This is a genomic window from Novosphingobium sp. PY1, assembly GCF_017312445.1.
GTDB lineage: Bacteria > Pseudomonadota > Alphaproteobacteria > Sphingomonadales > Sphingomonadaceae > Novosphingobium.
In genome coordinates this window covers 75,862-92,153 of the sequence record NZ_BLTI01000002.1, presented here as the reverse complement: position 1 = coordinate 92,153, position 16,292 = coordinate 75,862, and the positions used below count along the sequence as shown (strand labels likewise).

Annotated in this window: 12 protein-coding genes; all 12 read right to left on the bottom strand. The window is 58.9% G+C overall.

The genetic code is table 11. From position 1 onward, the window contains the following. Positions 1-1,199 (bottom strand): TonB-dependent receptor (locus tag J3474_RS22555; RefSeq protein WP_242528170.1); only part of this gene is annotated, 1,199 nt, incomplete at its 3' end. Next, a complete protein-coding gene (locus J3474_RS22550) occupies positions 1,094-2,212 on the bottom strand; it encodes a TonB-dependent receptor (protein ID WP_233994265.1) in 1,119 nt (372 codons plus the stop codon). The genes J3474_RS22555 and J3474_RS22550, both read right to left, overlap by 106 nt. 143 nt (positions 2,213-2,355) lie before the next feature. Then, positions 2,356-3,258 carry an SDR family oxidoreductase gene (locus tag J3474_RS02960; protein WP_011415065.1) on the bottom strand — a complete coding sequence of 301 codons (903 nt, stop codon included), beginning with the start codon at positions 3,256-3,258 and terminating at the stop codon, positions 2,356-2,358. A gap of 105 nt (positions 3,259-3,363) precedes the next feature. Continuing rightward, positions 3,364-4,509 carry an acyl-CoA dehydrogenase family protein gene (locus J3474_RS02955; protein ID WP_017499968.1) on the bottom strand — a complete coding sequence of 382 codons (1,146 nt, stop codon included), beginning with the start codon at positions 4,507-4,509 and terminating at the stop codon, positions 3,364-3,366. 37 nt (positions 4,510-4,546) lie between these two features. After that, positions 4,547-5,785 (bottom strand): thiolase family protein, encoded by a 1,239-nt coding sequence (locus J3474_RS02950; protein ID WP_011415063.1) that lies wholly within the window; start codon positions 5,783-5,785, stop codon positions 4,547-4,549. A gap of 43 nt (positions 5,786-5,828) precedes the next feature. Further along, a complete protein-coding gene (locus tag J3474_RS02945; protein WP_011415062.1) occupies positions 5,829-6,623 on the bottom strand; it encodes an enoyl-CoA hydratase/isomerase family protein in 795 nt (264 codons plus the stop codon). Next, entirely contained in the window at positions 6,613-8,235 is a 1,623-nt protein-coding gene (locus tag J3474_RS02940) for a class I adenylate-forming enzyme family protein (RefSeq protein ID WP_242528167.1), read from the bottom strand. Before J3474_RS02940 ends, J3474_RS02945 begins: the two co-directional genes overlap by 11 nt. A 129-nt stretch (positions 8,236-8,364) precedes the next feature. Then, positions 8,365-9,999, bottom strand: a complete 1,635-nt coding sequence (locus J3474_RS02935) for a GMC family oxidoreductase (protein WP_136175472.1) — start codon at positions 9,997-9,999, stop codon at positions 8,365-8,367. Positions 10,000-10,075: 76 nt separating this feature from the next. Beyond that, positions 10,076-11,500 (bottom strand): aldehyde dehydrogenase family protein, encoded by a 1,425-nt coding sequence (locus J3474_RS02930; RefSeq protein ID WP_157228455.1) that lies wholly within the window; start codon positions 11,498-11,500, stop codon positions 10,076-10,078. Position 11,501: 1 nt separating this feature from the next. Beyond that, complete coding sequence (locus tag J3474_RS02925) at positions 11,502-11,645, bottom strand: hypothetical protein (protein WP_168196078.1); 144 nt, start codon at positions 11,643-11,645, stop codon at positions 11,502-11,504. Positions 11,646-11,731: 86 nt separating this feature from the next. Beyond that, positions 11,732-14,407, bottom strand: coding sequence for a TonB-dependent receptor (locus tag J3474_RS02920; RefSeq protein WP_242528166.1), 2,676 nt, complete (start codon positions 14,405-14,407; stop codon positions 11,732-11,734). A 372-nt stretch (positions 14,408-14,779) separates the two neighbouring features. Continuing rightward, complete coding sequence (locus tag J3474_RS02915) at positions 14,780-16,288, bottom strand: integrase arm-type DNA-binding domain-containing protein (RefSeq protein ID WP_231736599.1); 1,509 nt, start codon at positions 16,286-16,288, stop codon at positions 14,780-14,782. Between the last annotated feature and the right edge of the window lie 4 nt (positions 16,289-16,292).

The window sequence follows — 16,292 nt, the reverse complement described above, 5'->3', positions numbered from 1 at the left end:
ATTTGTGACGCAGTAAGACTAATCGCCACTTCTCCGCCGATGACGCGCCCCCTGTTTAGCGGTGAAAGGCTTGCACCCGTGCCCCCGAAGGCCGCCGGCAAAGGTGTATCGCCGCCAATCGTCACCTCATTCAGGAGGTTTCGGCCATAGATGGAGAAGCGCCAGTGCTTGTTGTCGGTCGCCAATGTGAGGCTCGCATCGAGCATATCGGCGCCCTGAAGGAAGCCGACGTTGTTGTCGGTGAATGCCGCCTTGTCGCGATGCGTGAAGCTGACACGCGCCGTTGCTGTCCCCAATTCGCCAAGCTGCTGATCATAAGTCAGCCCCACGCCATAGGTCCATGGCGACAGCCTTGGCAATTTGAGCGCACGATCCACATCGTTGATGACGCCATCACCGCTGAGGTCGAACTGGACGTTGCGATACTGGCCATTCACGTAGCCGAGCTGACCCGAAATCACGAGGTTGGACAAAAGAAAAAACTGCCCCTCGGCCTCGACGCCTTTGATTGTGGCGTCGGCGGTGTTCCGTATGACCTGGCTGACGCCAAGCGGTCCGGGCAGGTTGATCTCGCGCTGCAGGTCCTTCATGCGATTGTAGAAGGCCGCCAGGTTGATCCGGTGGCGCCCGAATTGCTTCTTGGCGCCGAGTTCGAAACTGTCCTGGGTCTCTTGATTGAATGGCCCCGGCGGCACAGCGGGATCGGTGTTGCGCAAATTATATCCGCCGCTGCGGAACCCGCGCGTGTAAAGGCCATAAATCTGCGTGTCGTCATCCGGCTTCCACTGAAGGCCGATTTTCGGCGTAAACCCTCGCCATTTTGCCGCGTCGGCGAAATTGGTTGCACAGATCAGCGTGTCTAGATTGCAACCATTTGCGCGTAAGGCCGAGACCCGAACGGCTTTGCGTTCCCAACTATACCGCGCGCCGAGATTCAAGGTCAGCGTATCGGTGAAATGCCAGTCGGTCGAAGCAAAAATGCCCCATGTTGTCTGGTCTTGCGTACCCCCACCGGAAACGATCCGAGCACCGCCCAAAAGATTCCGCAGCTCGGCGTAACGAAGATCCTGGGAAAAATAGTATAGACCGGTTGTCAATTCGACGTCACCGAACCTTCCGGCATAACGAAGTTCGTCGCTGAGTTGATCCTGGTCGATTTCGAAAAAGGCATGAAAGAAGGACTGTGGTGTTCCATCGATATCAGCGCCCGCGGAGGATCGGAATTTCCGATAGCCAGCGATGTTGGTGAAGACGCCTTCGCCCAGACCGACATCGATGTTGGTTTCCACGATCGCCTGGTCCCATTTGGCATCATAGAAACCTGGGAAATTGATCGAAAACCTGAAGCTGTCGCGGGAAACAGCGCGTGACTCTGGACAGGGGCTCCATCGCTTTCGACATCGCCATGCTCATAGCGGAGATCCATTCGGAAGCGGTCGCCACCCTTGAGCGAAAGTGCCGGGCGAATGATAAGGTCATGTGATTTACCGAAGCTGCGATTGTCGAAGCGGTTGCGAAACCAGCCATTGTCGTCGCTGTAGTAGACGGCCAATTTGGCAGCCAAAACGTCATCGACGATAGGTCCGGTAACCGTGCCGCTTACGGTCTTTTTCAGTCCCGTTTCAATGGATAGCTTGGCTTTGGCTCCAAAATCGAAGCTGGGCCGCGTGGTCCGCACAACCACGGCACCGCCGGTAACGTTGCGACCGAAAAGCAAGCCTTGCGGTCCACGCAGAACTTCGATCCCCTCAAGGTCGAAGTTGTCCAGCACGACACCAGCGTTGATGCCGAGGTAAATACCGTCAGTGAAAACGCCTACGGTGGGGTCGATCGATGGGATCGTGCTGTTGATGCCGAGGCCCCGGATAGTGAAATTGGCATAGCCCGGTGCCGTACCCACATCCTCGAGCTGGACGTTGGGAACGTCGTAGCTCAGACTTTGAAGATTCTGGACGAACTTGGCATCCAGCTGCGCTTCACCAAAAGCCGTGACCGCCATCGGTACTTTCTGCACGCTTTCGCCATAGCCCTTTTTGGTGGCGGTAACGACAATGTCCTCAGCCAGCGCTTCCGTGGCGCTCCCGGTTTGGTCGTTCGCCTGGGGCGTTGCTTCCTGGGCAAATGCTGTTCCCGAGCACAACAACGCGGCAGAAGCCAATAGACATCCTCTCATGGCTGATCCTCTCTTCCCAGGAGATATTGTGTAGTTCATGCCGTTTGGCGGCATTTGAGGGCCGTCGTCCAATTCAATTCGCTGCAGAACTATTCCTGCTGCTCATCGATATCTGGCGGCAGCACGACGCCATCGGCAGCCCGACGGCCGCTCAAAAATATCATGGTAATTCATCGGGTTGATTACGCTCTCAGCGCCCGTTCTACCGCCTCAAGGCTGTCATTCAGCCCGAGCGGGTGCTCGGCATCCGTGAAGTCGACAATTCTACCCCAGTGCCGGGCGACATCATCGAGCGTGAACGCCCTGTCCGCTCCGAAGGCGTGCCCAAGCGCGCGCTCCCACCTAAGCTTGGCGATATAGCCGGCTCCAACTTCAAAAAGCCCTTTGGTTTCGCTGCAATTCTCGTGCGCAAGCCAACCGACCAATGGACTGATCGCTTCCGCTCTGAGATTGGCGAGAAACTCTTGTGGAAAGGCAGTCGCGGTCATACGCGATGCGGCGATTGGGGCGATCGTATTAACCTGGATGTTTCTGGACCGCCCCTCCTCCGCCAGCGCGTTCGCAAGCCCCAATATTCCGAGCTTGGCTGCGGCATAGTTGGCCTGACCGAAGTTGCCGTAGATTGCGGCTGCAGACGTGGTCATGACGATGCGGCCATAGCCCTTGTCGCGCAGTATCGGCCATGCTGCCTGCGTCACTGCCCGCGTCCCATTCAGATGGACCCGCTGAAGCAGTGTCCAGTCTTCGTCGGTCATTTTGTGGAAGCTCACATCGCGCAGGATGCCGGCATTGTTGATGACGACGTCAACGGTTCCGAAGTTGTCAACCGCGGCTTGGATGATCAGCGCGCCCTCCTCGACCGACGCATAATTTGCCACCGCCTGACCGCCCGTGGCTCGAATTTCGTCGACCACATTGTCAGCGGCTGTGGAGCAGCTGCCGCTCCCTTTCTCGTCGCCACCCAGATCATTCACCACCACCTTGGCTCCGCGCCCGCCAAACATCAGCGCGTACTGGCGCCCAAGTCCGCCTCCGGCTCCGGTCACAACCACTACCCTGCCATCGAAACGAAGCTCTTCGTCCATCGCTTGTCTGCCTCTTTTACCTGAGCGACGCATCTGCGCATTTGATCCTGTGCGAGTCAGGCACGCGGCTCCATTTCCGTCGACGCTGTCGTTTTCGTCTGAGCCTTACCGAAAGGCTTGAATGCCGGTCAGGGCGCGCGAAACAACAAGCTTTTGAATCTCCGTTGTGCCATCGGGGATGGGGCAAATGATCGCCTCACGCACCAGCCGCTCAACGATGAATTCGCGGGTGACGCCGTTGCCGCCATGGATCTGAAGCGCATCGCGCGTCGCTTCGATCGCCATTTCGGTGGCGTACCACTTGGCCATCGAGCATTCCGTCTCTGCGCGCGTGCCCGCCTGGACGAGGGATATTGCCCGGTGCGTCAACAGACGGGCTGCGTCGATCTTGGTCGCCATGATGGCGATCTTGTCGGCGATCAGCTGATGGCCGGCGATCTTCTTGCCATGCTGCGCGCGATCGCGAGCGTACGCGATCGCCTCATCCATTGCTCGCCGTGCGATGCCGATACTCCACATCGCCATATGGCAGCGGGCAATCTCGAACACTTGCAACGTATTGCGCAATCCATCGCCGACCCGGCCGATCGTGTTTGCCACCGGTACGCGGCAATCGGACAGGAATATCTGTGCAGTCGATTGGCCGTTGAGCGCCATCTTCTGGATATCGCGCACCTCATACTCACTCTCGTCACGATCGACCAGGATGTGAGTGACTTCATTTTCGCCAGTCTTGCACGTACAGATGAAGATGTCCGAGTAGGCTCCGTTGGTGATCCAGGTCTTTTCGCCATTGATGACCCAGAAATCGCCGTCTCGTACGGCGCGTGTCTTGATGGCGGCGACGTCCGAGCCGACATCGGGCTCCGAGATGCCGAGCGAAACGAACTTCTCGGCCGCGACGAGGTCGGCAAGATAGCGTTGCTTGATCGTCTCCGGGGCGAAGCGGCGGATGAGTTCTGCGCCAACCGCGTTGATGAAGCCGGGTATGGCCACATCGAGCGAGGAATAGGCGATCTCCTCGAAAATGAGCAGATGAGTGAGCCATCCCATATCAAGCCCGCCCCATTGCTCCTGATGCGGTGCGGTAATATGGCCATAGCCGGTCAGTGCTTGAGTCCATTCCTTCATGAGCGGTTTGGGGATGAATCGCTCCCCATGCCGGCGGATTTCCGGCTCAAGCTTGTTGTCGAGAAAGCGGCGGACGGTTTCCACCGCCATGCGTTGTTCATCGGACAGCTCAAAGTTCATATCGTGACCCCGTGTTTCCCTAGGCGCGCTCTGACAACTACCGGCCCAGGATCGTGACGGCGACCACCGCCTCTTCCACCCCGATGACACCTCCGCCGTTCTGCGCGATCGCGAACCGGGCATTCGGAACCTGTCGATCTTCCGCCTCGCCGCGCAATTGCAGCGCAAGCTCGTAGATTTGGCCGAGCCCGGTGGCGCCGATCGGATGTCCCTTGCATTCAAGCCCGCCCGACGTGTTTACCGGAATACGCCCACCCAGCGCCGTCTCACCGCGCTCTGCCGCGAGTCCGCCCTCGCCAGGCGGCGTCAGGCCGAGCGCCTCGATTTCAATGATCTCGCCAACCGCCGTGGCGTCATGCACCTCCGCGACGCCAATATCTTCTGGCCCCACGCCGGCCATCGCATAGGCCCGGTTCGCCGCAAGGCGGCTGACATGGTGGTCATAATCAAAGGGATCGCGCGCGGCGCCGGTTTGCAGCACAGACGCCAGGATTCTTAGCGCCCTGTCCGGGGCTGCCGACAGTTTGCGCCGACCGGCTTCGCTGCAGATGATCGCAGCGGCGGCGCCGTCGCTGATCGGGGAGCACATCGGCAGTGTGAACGGGTAAACGATCGGAGGCGCAGCGAGTACACTTTCGACGGTATATGGGAGGCGATACTGGGCAAGCAGATTGCGCGTCGAATGCATGTGATTTTTCGCCGAGACGGCCGCGATTTGCGCTTGCGTCGAGCCGTAGGTCTTCATGTGCGCGCGTGCCATCGCGGCGTATACATCCATGAAAACGCTGTAAGGCTGACTCGATGTCGTTCCTTCCGGAACATCGACGCCATTGCCCATGGCCAGCAGCTGCGCGCGGCCCGACTCGGTTTCATGCACGTCCCAAGCGCCATCGAATGCACTGAACATGAGCGCCTTGTCGGGCGAGTACATCTTCTCCGCGCCGAGCGCGAGTACGACATCCGCTGCCCCCGATCGAACATAGGCGGCGGCCATGTGCAAGGCCGTGGAAGCCGTCGCACATGCGTTTTCGACATTCACCACGGGAACGCTTGAGATGCCCATCGCTCGCGCCACGATTTCGCCGCGGATCATGTCCTGGCCCTCCATATGCCCCTGGACGCAATTGCCGAAGAAGATGGCTTCGACATCGCCGGCGGTGCATCCTGCGTCGGAAAAGGCCTGCGACGAAGCTTCGGCGCAGAGCATTTTCAGGCTCTTGTCGAACTGTTTTCCGAACGGGGTCATCCCAACCCCCATGACGAATATGTCGGTCATTCGTTGATCCATTCTTCCAATGTGTTCCGCATCCGATCAGGTCTCACCGGTCGGAAAAATCGGGCTTCCGCTTCTCCCGGAATGCCGCCAGTCCTTCGACAATGTCGTTGGACAAGGCGTAAGCAGCCATGGTTTCGAGTTCCTGACGCAGCCCGACTTCGAGCGAGCTATCCTGCGCAGCGCGGACTAGCTGCTTCATGTAGGCGAGCCCTGGCCGGCTCTTTTCTGCAAGAGATTCTACCAGCGCTTGCGCTGCCGCAATGAGATCCTCGGGAGCAACCAGTTGGGTCACGAGTCCGGCTTCCTTCATCTCGGCAGCCGAGATGGTCCCGCCGGTCATCATCAGATGTTTCGCACGCGCTTCGCCGATCTTCCTAGGGAGTCGAACCGACCCTCCACCGCCGGGCAACAGGCCGTAATTTGCATGGGCGTCGCCAAATCTGGCCGGGTGCGCGGCAATGACGAGATCACAGCACAACACCAGTTCCAAGCCGCCGGCGAGCGTAAGGCCGTTGACCGCCGCAATTATCGGAAGGCGCGACGTCTCGATCCTGTTAAAAGCCTGACCGAGCGGCGGCAGAAACAGATTTAAGCGTTCGGCGAGAGTTTGTCCGCCTGTTCCATCGCCAATTGCGAGCAGATCCGCGCCAGCGCAAAACGCCCGTCCGGCGCCGGTAAGAATGCAAGCGCGCACCGTCGCATCTGCTTCCGCTGCCTCGATCGCTGCGGCGAGTTCCTCGGCCAAAGCCAACGACAGACTGTTCAACGCTGCCGGCCGGTTGAGGGTCACCCAAAGCGCTGGGCCGCGTTGCTCAACCAGGATGTATTCATAGTCCATTGCAGTCTCCCGCGCGCCGGCAGGCGGTCACCGGAATAGAGGATGTGGCTAGGATGGCTGCGTCGGTCATGCCCCCGAAATGCGCCGGTCCTGGCCCGCCCAATAGGGCTCTCGAAGCTTTGAACGAAGCACCTTTCCGACATTGCTCAACGGCAGTGGCTCGGCGGTAAAAACGACCTTGCTTGGCTTTTTTTGCGGAGCCCAGACGCTGGCGCACCAAATCTATTATCTCGGTCTCCGTGATTTGTGCTCCGGGCTTGACACGCACCATTGCAAGCGGCGTTTCACCCCATTTTTCATGGGGCACGCCAAAGACCGCGACCTCGAGTACACCGGGATGGTCGGCAATTACGTTTTCGATTTCGGTGGGATAGATATTGAAGCCGCCTGACACGATCATGTCGTTGTTGCGATCGAGCAGATACAAAAATCCGTTTGTGTCGATCATGCCGACATCGCCGGTTTTGACCCAGCCATCTTCCATGCGCCGGGCGGTTTCCTCCGGATCGTTCCAGAATTCCTCCATCTGGCCATTTTCGAACCGTGCGACGATCTCGCCGGGCTCGTTTGGTCCCAGCACCTTTCCGTCCTCGTTACGGATTTCGATATCGGCGCCACTCATGGGACGTCCGACCGCCCGAATTGGGGCAGAACCTTCAAATTCGCCGAACCACTCGTTGGGCCCCATAGACGCGATGGGCAGGATTTCGGTCTGTCCATAGCCCGAATGAAGAACATGATTCCCGAATATCTGGCACGACTTGCGAAGCGTCGGCTCGGAGATCGGCGCTGAAGCACTCAGCAGAAACTTCAAATTCGGAAAGTGGCGGCCATATGCCCCGTCGTGATGCACTATGGCATTGAGCATGGTGGGGGCTACAAAGGCATGGCTGATCCGTTCCTGCTCGAGAGTGTCAAGAAAGGACGCTGGATCGAAGCCGTCCATCATCACGTTGCGGGCGCCGCAATACCAGGCCGGCACGAACAGGAAGCCCGATGCATGGGACAACGGGCCGACATGCAGAATGGCATCCCCTGGGGCCACTTGGGGGCCGATGCTGAAAAATGCGGCGGAGATCGTCATCCATGAACGGTGCCGATAGGCAACGCCCTTGGGTTTGCCCGTCGTGCCGCCGGTGTGGCGGATGACACAATAGTCCTCCGGCGCGACGACGGGATCAGGATCCCGGTCCGAGGCTGTCGCCAACCAATTCTCATAGTTGTGATCGCGGATAATGATCCGCTCAAGCGTCGGAGCTTGGGCATCCAGCCCCGCCAACTCCGAAGCCAATGCCTCATCGACCAGCGCCAACCGAGATCCGGTACTCGCGATCATATGGGCGTGCGCTTCACATCGGTTGCGCGCATAGAGAGGAACACGCGTATAGTTTCCAATGGCAGCCGCCAGTATGATGTCGGCGGCCTCGATGGAGTTCTTCTCCAGCGTAGCAATCCGGTCACCCGGTTGAAGGCCGCACTCCGCAAGAGCATTTGCGAGCTTCACGCCGCGCAACCAGGCTTCCGAGAAAGTCAACCGCCTGTGGCCGTGAACGAGAGCCTCTTGCTGGGCGAAATAACGTGCGGCGCGACGTATTTGCGTACGGACGTCCATCAGCCGCGCTCCTCTAAGGCGCTCGCCCACAATGGCGCAGTCGACACATAATAAACTGACATGCGATAGGCCTCTCCGGACTTCTTTTCGTAAGCATCTGTGTCTGCAGCATTGATCCAATCGTCCAATTCAATATTCTGCGATGCTATTCTTGCTGCTCATATTATCGTGCCGGATCATGTCGGCGGCTTTCTCGCCGATCATGATGCAGGTTGCATTGGTGTTGCCGTTGACGACTGATGGCATGATCGAGGCATCGGCCACGCGGATATTTGCGAGGCCGTGAACGCGCAGGCGGTTGTCGACCACCGCCATCTCGTCGGTGCCCATCTTGCATGTTCCCACCGGATGATAAGCATGATTGGCTTCTGCCCGGATATAGGCGTCGATCTCTTCATCAGTTTCAAGGTAGCGGTCAGGATAGAGAGGCCGTTTCATCATCGCCTTCATGCGATCCGAATGCAGGATCTCCTGCACGACACGGAAGGCATTGCGCAACGTCTTGAGGTCGTCGGGATGACTCAAGAGATTGAGGTCAATCTTGGGATCGGATTCGGGGTTTGAGTCATGTAAGGCAACCCAGCCGCGGCTCTTTGGGCGCCCAATATTGAGAATGATCGTATAGCCCCATTTCGTCATCAGCTTGTAGTCGCGCGCATGGTCGCGATAGGCGAGCGGCACGACATGGACCTGGCAGTCCGCCCGGTTCTGCCCCGGCGCGGATCGCAAGAAACCGCCTGCAGCCGTGGGCGGCGATGCCAGCCAGCTTTTCCTTTGCGTGAGATACTGGAATAGGTCTCGCACGGTCTTGAGCGCGCCAACGACATTGAGTGCGATCCCGAGCCGCTTCTTCGACTGGTAGACCAGCATCAGGTCAGGATGGTCGTGAAGATTCTGGCCGACACCGGGAATATCATGAATCACTTCGATTCCATGCTTCTCCAACTCATCACGCGGTCCGATACCGGAAAGCATCAACAGTTGGGGCGAATTATAGGCGCCGCCGCTGACAATGACTTCCTTTTCGCACGGGATCGTCTTCAACTGCCCGTCCTGGGAATACTCGACTGCCACCGCGCGGTTGCCCTCAAACCTGATACGATGGACGCGGGCATGTACTTCGACGCGGAGGTTGCCGCGCCTGCCCATCACCGGATCAAGGTAACACGCCTTCACGCTGGCGCGCTTCCCGTCCTTCACGGTAAACTGATAGATGCCGACACCTTCCTGGCTGGCACCATTGAAGTCCGGATTGGCTTGATGGTCCAGTCCAGTCGCCGCCTCGATGAAAGCATCATAGACATCGAATTCGCGCTTGCCGTTGGATACGTGAAGCGGTCCCGACGAGCCGTGAAACTCATCCTCACCGCGCTCATTATTCTCAGCCTTGCGGAAATAGGGCAGGACATCGTTGTAACCCCAGCCGTCGTTGCCGAGTTCGGCCCAGTGGTCGAAATCCGACCGGTCGCCGCGGATATAGACCATCCCGTTCATACCGCTCGATCCACCCAGCATCTTCCCGCGCGGATTGTAGAGGCGGCGGTCGTTGAGCGCCTTTGAAGGGTCGGTGTTGAACCGCCAGTTGAGCGTATTGATCCGATAGTCTTGGATCAGCGCCGCAAAAGCGCCGGGCGTGGACACAAGCGGCGAGGTGCCTGGGCCGCCTGCCTCGAGCAGGCAAACGGTGACATCGGGGTCCTCGGACAACCGGCTGGCGATAACGCCGCCCGACGACCCACCTCCAATAATTACATAGTCAGCCATTTGCTTCCCTTGTCATTCGACCCATGCTGGCGACCCGGCGTCATGCAACATGCCAGCATCAACCGCCGCAGCCACGTCAGAGGATCTTTTCGAAGATGTTGAGTAGTCCTTCGGTCTTGCTCGAATAGGGTGGCAGAAGTTGACCAAGCAGGCTGAGTTTCGGCTGAGAGAACACCGGCTTGTAATGAGTGAAGCGCTCGAAACTGGCGACGCCGGTATAGGCACCGATGCCGCTCTGTCCGATGCCACCGAAAGGCAGCCGGCGCTGGAAGACGTGCATGACCGTGCCGTTGAGAGTCACGCCGCCAGCGTGCGTTTCGGAAATGATCTTGCGCCGTTCCTCACTTTCGTCGCCAAAATAATAGAGCGCCAGCGGGCGCTCATGCCGGTTTACGTAGCGAATGAGCTCGTCTTCGGAGCGATATGGCATGATCGGCAGGATCGGTCCGAAAATCTCCTCCTGCATCATCGCCATGTCATCGGTAACGTCGAGAACCGCCAACGGCACGATCCGATGCCGTTCAGGAAGCGTTCCATCGCCGTTGTCCGAGAGGTTGAGCACCGTCGCGCCCTTGGCTTCGGCATCATCGAGCAAACCTTGGAGCCGCGCGAACTGTCGGTCATTGATGATACTGGTGAAATCGGGGTTGCTTGCCGCGTTGGGGTAGCATTTGGCAACCTGAGCGCGGAGTGCGGCGACGAAGCTTTCCATCTGATCGACATGGACGAAGGCATAGTCAGCGGCGATGCAGGTCTGGCCGGCGTTGAGCAGCTTGCCGAACACTAAGCTTTCACAGACTTGTGCAAGCGATGCACCCTTGCCCACGATGGCAGGGCATTTGCCGCCAAGTTCCAGAGTAACAGGTGTAAGGTTGGCAGCCGCCGCTTCATAGACTTTGCGGCCAACCGCGGGTGAACCGGTGAAGAGAATATGGTCGAAAGGTAGGGCCGTCATCGCCTGTGCCATGTCGGGCCCGCCCTGGACAATCGCGAATTCCTCTTCGGCGAAATACCGGCGCACAAGCCGCTCGCTGGCTTCGGCGGCGTTGGCGGAAACTTCGCTCGGCTTTGCGATCACGCGGTTGCCGGCCGCCAATGCACCGGCCGCGCCAACGAATATGGTGCCGAGCGGATAGTTCCACGTGCCGAGAACGCCCACCACACCTAGGGGCTGGGGGACCAGGCGCGATGAACCGGGAAGGCCGAAGATGTCAGTCTTCACCCGCCGCGGCCTCAGCCACGTCTTCAGATTGCGGCGCGCAAATTTAATTTCCGATATGCCAAGCATCAGGTCGAGCAGGATAGTCTCGTAGCGGGATCGAATGCCGAAATCGGCGGCAACGGCATCGACCAATTCGTCTCTGTGCTGCTCAAATATCCGGCCAAGGCGCCCGAGCAGGTCCATGCGTTCTTCGTAGCTGCGCGAAACCTGCTCACGCGTCCCTTCGCGTTGGGTCGCGAAAATTCGTTCCAGCTCAGTTCTGTTCCGAGACGCATCCACGTTAAATCGTCCGGAGGCGCGCTGGCCGCTCGGCGCTGCTCGCCTGGGCGGTGCTTTCAGCTGCGCCGATCTCAGTGATCACAGCGCGCTCGATTCTGTACGCCGTGCCGATGAATGAGGGACCGTTGCCGGTGGAACGCATCATGGATACTCCTCGGTCTGAAAGTCAGGTCGAAAAAATCGGGGGCAGCGGGCGGGAGAGGATGCCCGCCGCCCCCGTCGCAGCAGCGATCAGAACTTGACTGTCGCTTCGACGCCATAAGTGCGCGGCATGCCGCGGTTCAGATAATCGTAGCCGAACACGTTGAGGTTGAGGCCGTAGGTGTAGTAATATTTGTCGAACAGATTCTTCGCCCACAAGCTAACCGACATATTGTCGTGCGCATAGGTTAATCGCGCATTGGCGAGCCAGTAGCCCGGATTTGCGCATGTAATCGCCTTACCCGCGAGCGTTATGTTCGATCCCGCTGGGGGTGTATCGCACGGTGTCTGCCCATAATTCTTGAACGGATCAAAATAGTACTTGCCCATGTAGGACGCATCACCGCGCAAGGTCAGCTTGTTGGTGCCGTCATCGATCATATCCCAGTCGAATCCGGCCTGGAACGTAACCTCCGGCGCGTTCGGGAAGGGATTGCCGTTGACGTTCAATGTCGGGCTGGCCGGGTTTGCCGGATCGATCACATTGCCTTTGTACTTGCTGTTGAGATAGCCCAGCGAAGCATCGAAACGCAACGTATCGGCCACCTGCCAGGCGAGTTCGGCCTCGCCACCGAACAGGCGACCATTGGCGCTGCGCGTGAAGGTTGTAGCGCCGACCACCTGCGTTACTTGGTGATTCGAATACTCGTAGTAGAAGCCCGCGAGGTTAAGTTGGACGCGGCGATCGAACAGCCGGGTTTTGAGCCCCGCCTCATATGCATTCACCTTTTCAGGCTGGATATAATAGACTTGATTGACGCCCTGATAGGCAAGCCCGTTGAAGCTGCCGCTGCGGTAACCGCGACTGTACTGGAGATAGCCCATGATATCATCGGCGAACTCATAGCTGACATTGATACGGCCGGTTAGCCTGTTTGCCTTTTCGCGCTGCTCAAGCGGCGCGAGATTGGGGTTGTATGGATTGCTGTAGGGGATCAGGTTGACAACCGGCGTCGTACCGTCGAGCGCATAGAGGAAAGTGCTGCCGTTAAGGTAATTGACCTTATCCTGGGTGTAGCGTGCACCCACCGCCACGGTCAGCCGCTCGGTCGCTTTCCAGGTTACGTCGCCGTAGATCGCCTTCGAGGGGCGCGACACGTCAAAACGCTGTTCGCCGAGGATCGGGGTGAACGGAGGCGCGCCTGCCCCGGCGCAGCCCGCCGAAAAGCTACCCCCCATGCCGCCATTGCCCGTATTATTGATCGCGATGTCGGTCTGGAGTGCAATCAGCGAGCGTGCATCAAGGAAGCCGTTGGGATTGATCTCGATCGCGTCGCAGAATCCGGCATCGCCAGGCCCCAACGCCGGATTGGCGGCAAAGGCTGGGATATAGCGGATCGCGTCGGGCGTTCCGATTGCGGCGTTATTGTAGCTGCCCGGAAGACCGGCGCCAAGCAGCAGCGGCCTCAGCGCCCCGAAAAAGTCCGGGTAGTTGACCGTCTTGACCTTGTCCCTGCCATAATAAAGGCCGGCAATGATATCGAGGCGGTCGTTCGAATAGCTGAAACGCAGGTCCTGGTTGAAATTCTTGCTCGTCGACGTGTAGCCGATCGAGCAGAGATCGGCTGGGCCGCCATCGCAATCATCAGGATTGTTGATATAGTCGCCGGTGTCGTAGCCGGTAATCGAGGTGACGGAGAATTGGTCGCTGACATCCCATTTGATGTTGAGGGCTATCCCTTTCGACTTGCTGATGTTCTTACCTACCCGATCAACTGCGACCTCATTGTCACGCAGCAACCGCCCGCCTAGGAAAGGTTGCGGATCGTAACGCGAATAGCCGAGCGCATCCTGCCCGCCCGCGAGTTGACCACCTGCATAGGGCGCGGTGCCCCATGGATCGTCCTTCGCGGCATAGAGCTTCAAATTGATGTCGAGATCGGGATCGGGCCGGAAGCGGATCGAGATGCGACCGCCGATCGTATCGGTGGTCCCTAGGTCGCGCTCATTCCCAGGCAGTACATTGCGCTGCCAACCATCCCCTTTTGCAAAAGTACCGGCGACGCGGACGCCCAAGATGTCGGGAACCAGCGTCGCTTCAGCGGCGCCCTGCACCGTGAAAGTGTCGTAATTGGCATAGCCGGCGGTCAGATAGCCATTGGCCTCTCCCAGATCCGGCTTGCGCGTGAAGAAGCTGATCGCGCCACCCGTGGTGTTGCGACCGTAGAGTGTTCCTTGCGGTCCGCGCAGTACCTCGACCCGGTCGATGTCATAGAGTTGCAGGCCATGGCTCGCCCGGAAGCTCTGATAGACTTCATCGACATAGACGCCAACCGGCGACGCAGTGGAGGCGGAAAATTCGTTCGCCACTGAAATCCCGCGCAGCGAGAAATTCGGTTGGGTGCGACCATAGGGAGTGGTGACTTGCAGGCTGGGGATCGCGCCCATCAAGTCTGAGGTCTCCGTGATGCCGCGCGTGCGCAGCGTCTCGCCGCCTATGGCGGAAACGGCGGCTGGAACATCCTGCAAATTCTGTTCGCGCTTCTGCGCCGTGACGACGATTGTCTCAAGGCCACCTTCCTGCGCCTCGGGCTTTTCGCCCTGCGATGCAGCGTCCTGGGCATGTGCCGGCACTGCAAGCGCACACGCGATCGATAGCGCGGTGGCACAAAGCAAATTTGTCCTAAAGGCTGTGACCATGACTGTCCTCCCCACGGCATTTTTTGAGTTGGCGCCATTTGCCGCGCCTTGGGGCTCATCGTCCAATTCAATTTGTTGGCGAACTATTCCTCCCACTCATTGATTAAGGACTGATGAGCCTGCACCGCTGACGCTTCGTGGCGACGCAAATAACCCCATATATTTCATTGAATTAGTCACGCTGAGCGCGTCCATCGGGACGGATGCGCGCGTTCTGCTCGCCCCAATCGAGCCCTTCCAGACGATGTATCGGCGTAATTGGCGGTCCCGGCGGTTTCCCTTGTCGAGTTGCAAGGGGAATCAGCTATGATGAGATGTAGTGAGATACGGTTTCTTGGAGTTCATTCTACTATTCGCGGATGCATCTAAGTAGCTGATATTTCTAACAACTATGGCAGAAAACCGCGCCTCTAAATCGGCGGTTCTGACTTTTGAGGCTCATCGCGAAGCCGCCCGAAGGGGGCGTTGCCAATACGGCTGTCTCTGGTCGCTTGGTGGCAGGTGCTGGATGGGAGCGGAACAGCGCATGAATTGTGAGAACTCGATAGGATTCTTCTCGACATTCGACACTGCGGTTGCCGCGTCGATCACGTCGGCCCAGTCTTGGAGCATCCGCCTTCGCGGTGTGAGATAGAGCGCACTGTTGTAAGCGCCGCGCACCTCATCCTCGTCCTCGTGAGCGAGCGCCATCTCGATCCAATCCGGCTTGTAGCGTTCGGCTTCGTTCGCCCAGGTCGAGCCGAGCCCCCTAAACCCATGTACCGTCTGCCGATGGAGATACCCCATCCGATAACAGGCATAGATCATGGTGTTCTCGGAAATAGACTTTCCAGGCTTGGCTCCGGGAAAGAGGAACGCATCGTTCGTCGCCTGCAAGCGGCGCTGAACGATCATTGCGGCCTGGCGGGACAGCGGAACAAGATGCTCACGTTCCATCTTCATGCGCTCCGGCGACAGACGCCATAGCGGGTTCGGTCCATAGAGATCCTCGAACTCGTCCCTGGCCGCGAAGCGGGTTTCGCTGGTTCGGACCCATGTGAGCAAGGTGAACAGCAGCGCGTCACGGGTGATCTCGCGGCGGCGCGGCGTGTCCTCGCCGTCATAGGCGAAGATCGCTCGCACCAGCTTCGGAAACTCCGCGAGCGGCACGCGCGCCATGTGCCTGACGGGCGGCTTGGGCTTGAGCGCATCGTTGAGGCCGAGCGTCGGATCGATGGTCGCCCAGCCGCTCGCGATCGCGAAGCGATAGATCTGGCTGACGTTCTGCTTGAGGCGACGGGCGATATCGAGGGCGCCGCGCGCTTCGACCGCGCGGATCATCTCGAGAATCTCGGGCGGGTCGATTTCCGTGATCGGACGCTTCCCGATGACCGGAAAGACGTCGCGCTCCATCCGGTTGATGACGCGCAGGGCATGGGCCGAGTCCAGCCCTTCAATACGATTGGCGTGCCAGGCCCGCGCAATCTCTTCGAACAGCTTGAGCGCGGCCCTCTGCTTCTTCGCCCGCTTCCTGGCCTCGGCGGGGTCCTCACCCTGATCGAGCAGCCGCTTGGCTTCGGTCCGCTTCTCGCGGGCGATCGCCAGCGTGACGGTCGGATATTTGCCGAAGCTCAGCAGTTTTTCCTTGCCGTCGAAGCGGTATTTCAGGCGCCAGAGCTTCGATCCGTTCGGCTGGACGAGCAGGTGCAGGCCTTCTCCATCGGACAGCTTGTAGGGGCGCTGCCGCTTGGTGGCGTATTTGACCTCAAGTTCTTTCAAAGCCATCTGGGGGTATCGCCTGTTTTGGGGACAGCCGAAAAATACCCCCAAAATACCCCCAATCCAAATCGCCGTGGGTGGCCGCAGCCGGTCGCACCGGGACGCCGGCGTACGCAACGGGACGCGAAAAATATTTGATTTTCCTCGAAAAATGTCTGCCAGTGGCCTCAGTGGGTCACTGGTGGACAATCCG

What these genes read in the sequence shown, in the direction of transcription:
- J3474_RS22550 (WP_233994265.1), bottom strand. Translation starts at nt 2,212, where the DNA reads ATGAACTACACAATATCTCCTGGGAAGAGAGGATCAGCCATGAGAGGA.
- J3474_RS02960 (WP_011415065.1), bottom strand. Translation starts at nt 3,258, where the DNA reads ATGGACGAAGAGCTTCGTTTCGATGGCAGGGTAGTGGTTGTGACCGGA.
- J3474_RS02955 (WP_017499968.1), bottom strand. Translation starts at nt 4,509, where the DNA reads ATGAACTTTGAGCTGTCCGATGAACAACGCATGGCGGTGGAAACCGTC.
- J3474_RS02950 (WP_011415063.1), bottom strand. Translation starts at nt 5,785, where the DNA reads ATGACCGACATATTCGTCATGGGGGTTGGGATGACCCCGTTCGGAAAA.
- J3474_RS02945 (WP_011415062.1), bottom strand. Translation starts at nt 6,623, where the DNA reads ATGGACTATGAATACATCCTGGTTGAGCAACGCGGCCCAGCGCTTTGG.
- J3474_RS02940 (WP_242528167.1), bottom strand. Translation starts at nt 8,235, where the DNA reads ATGGACGTCCGTACGCAAATACGTCGCGCCGCACGTTATTTCGCCCAG.
- J3474_RS02935 (WP_136175472.1), bottom strand. Translation starts at nt 9,999, where the DNA reads ATGGCTGACTATGTAATTATTGGAGGTGGGTCGTCGGGCGGCGTTATC.
- J3474_RS02925 (WP_168196078.1), bottom strand. Translation starts at nt 11,645, where the DNA reads ATGATGCGTTCCACCGGCAACGGTCCCTCATTCATCGGCACGGCGTAC.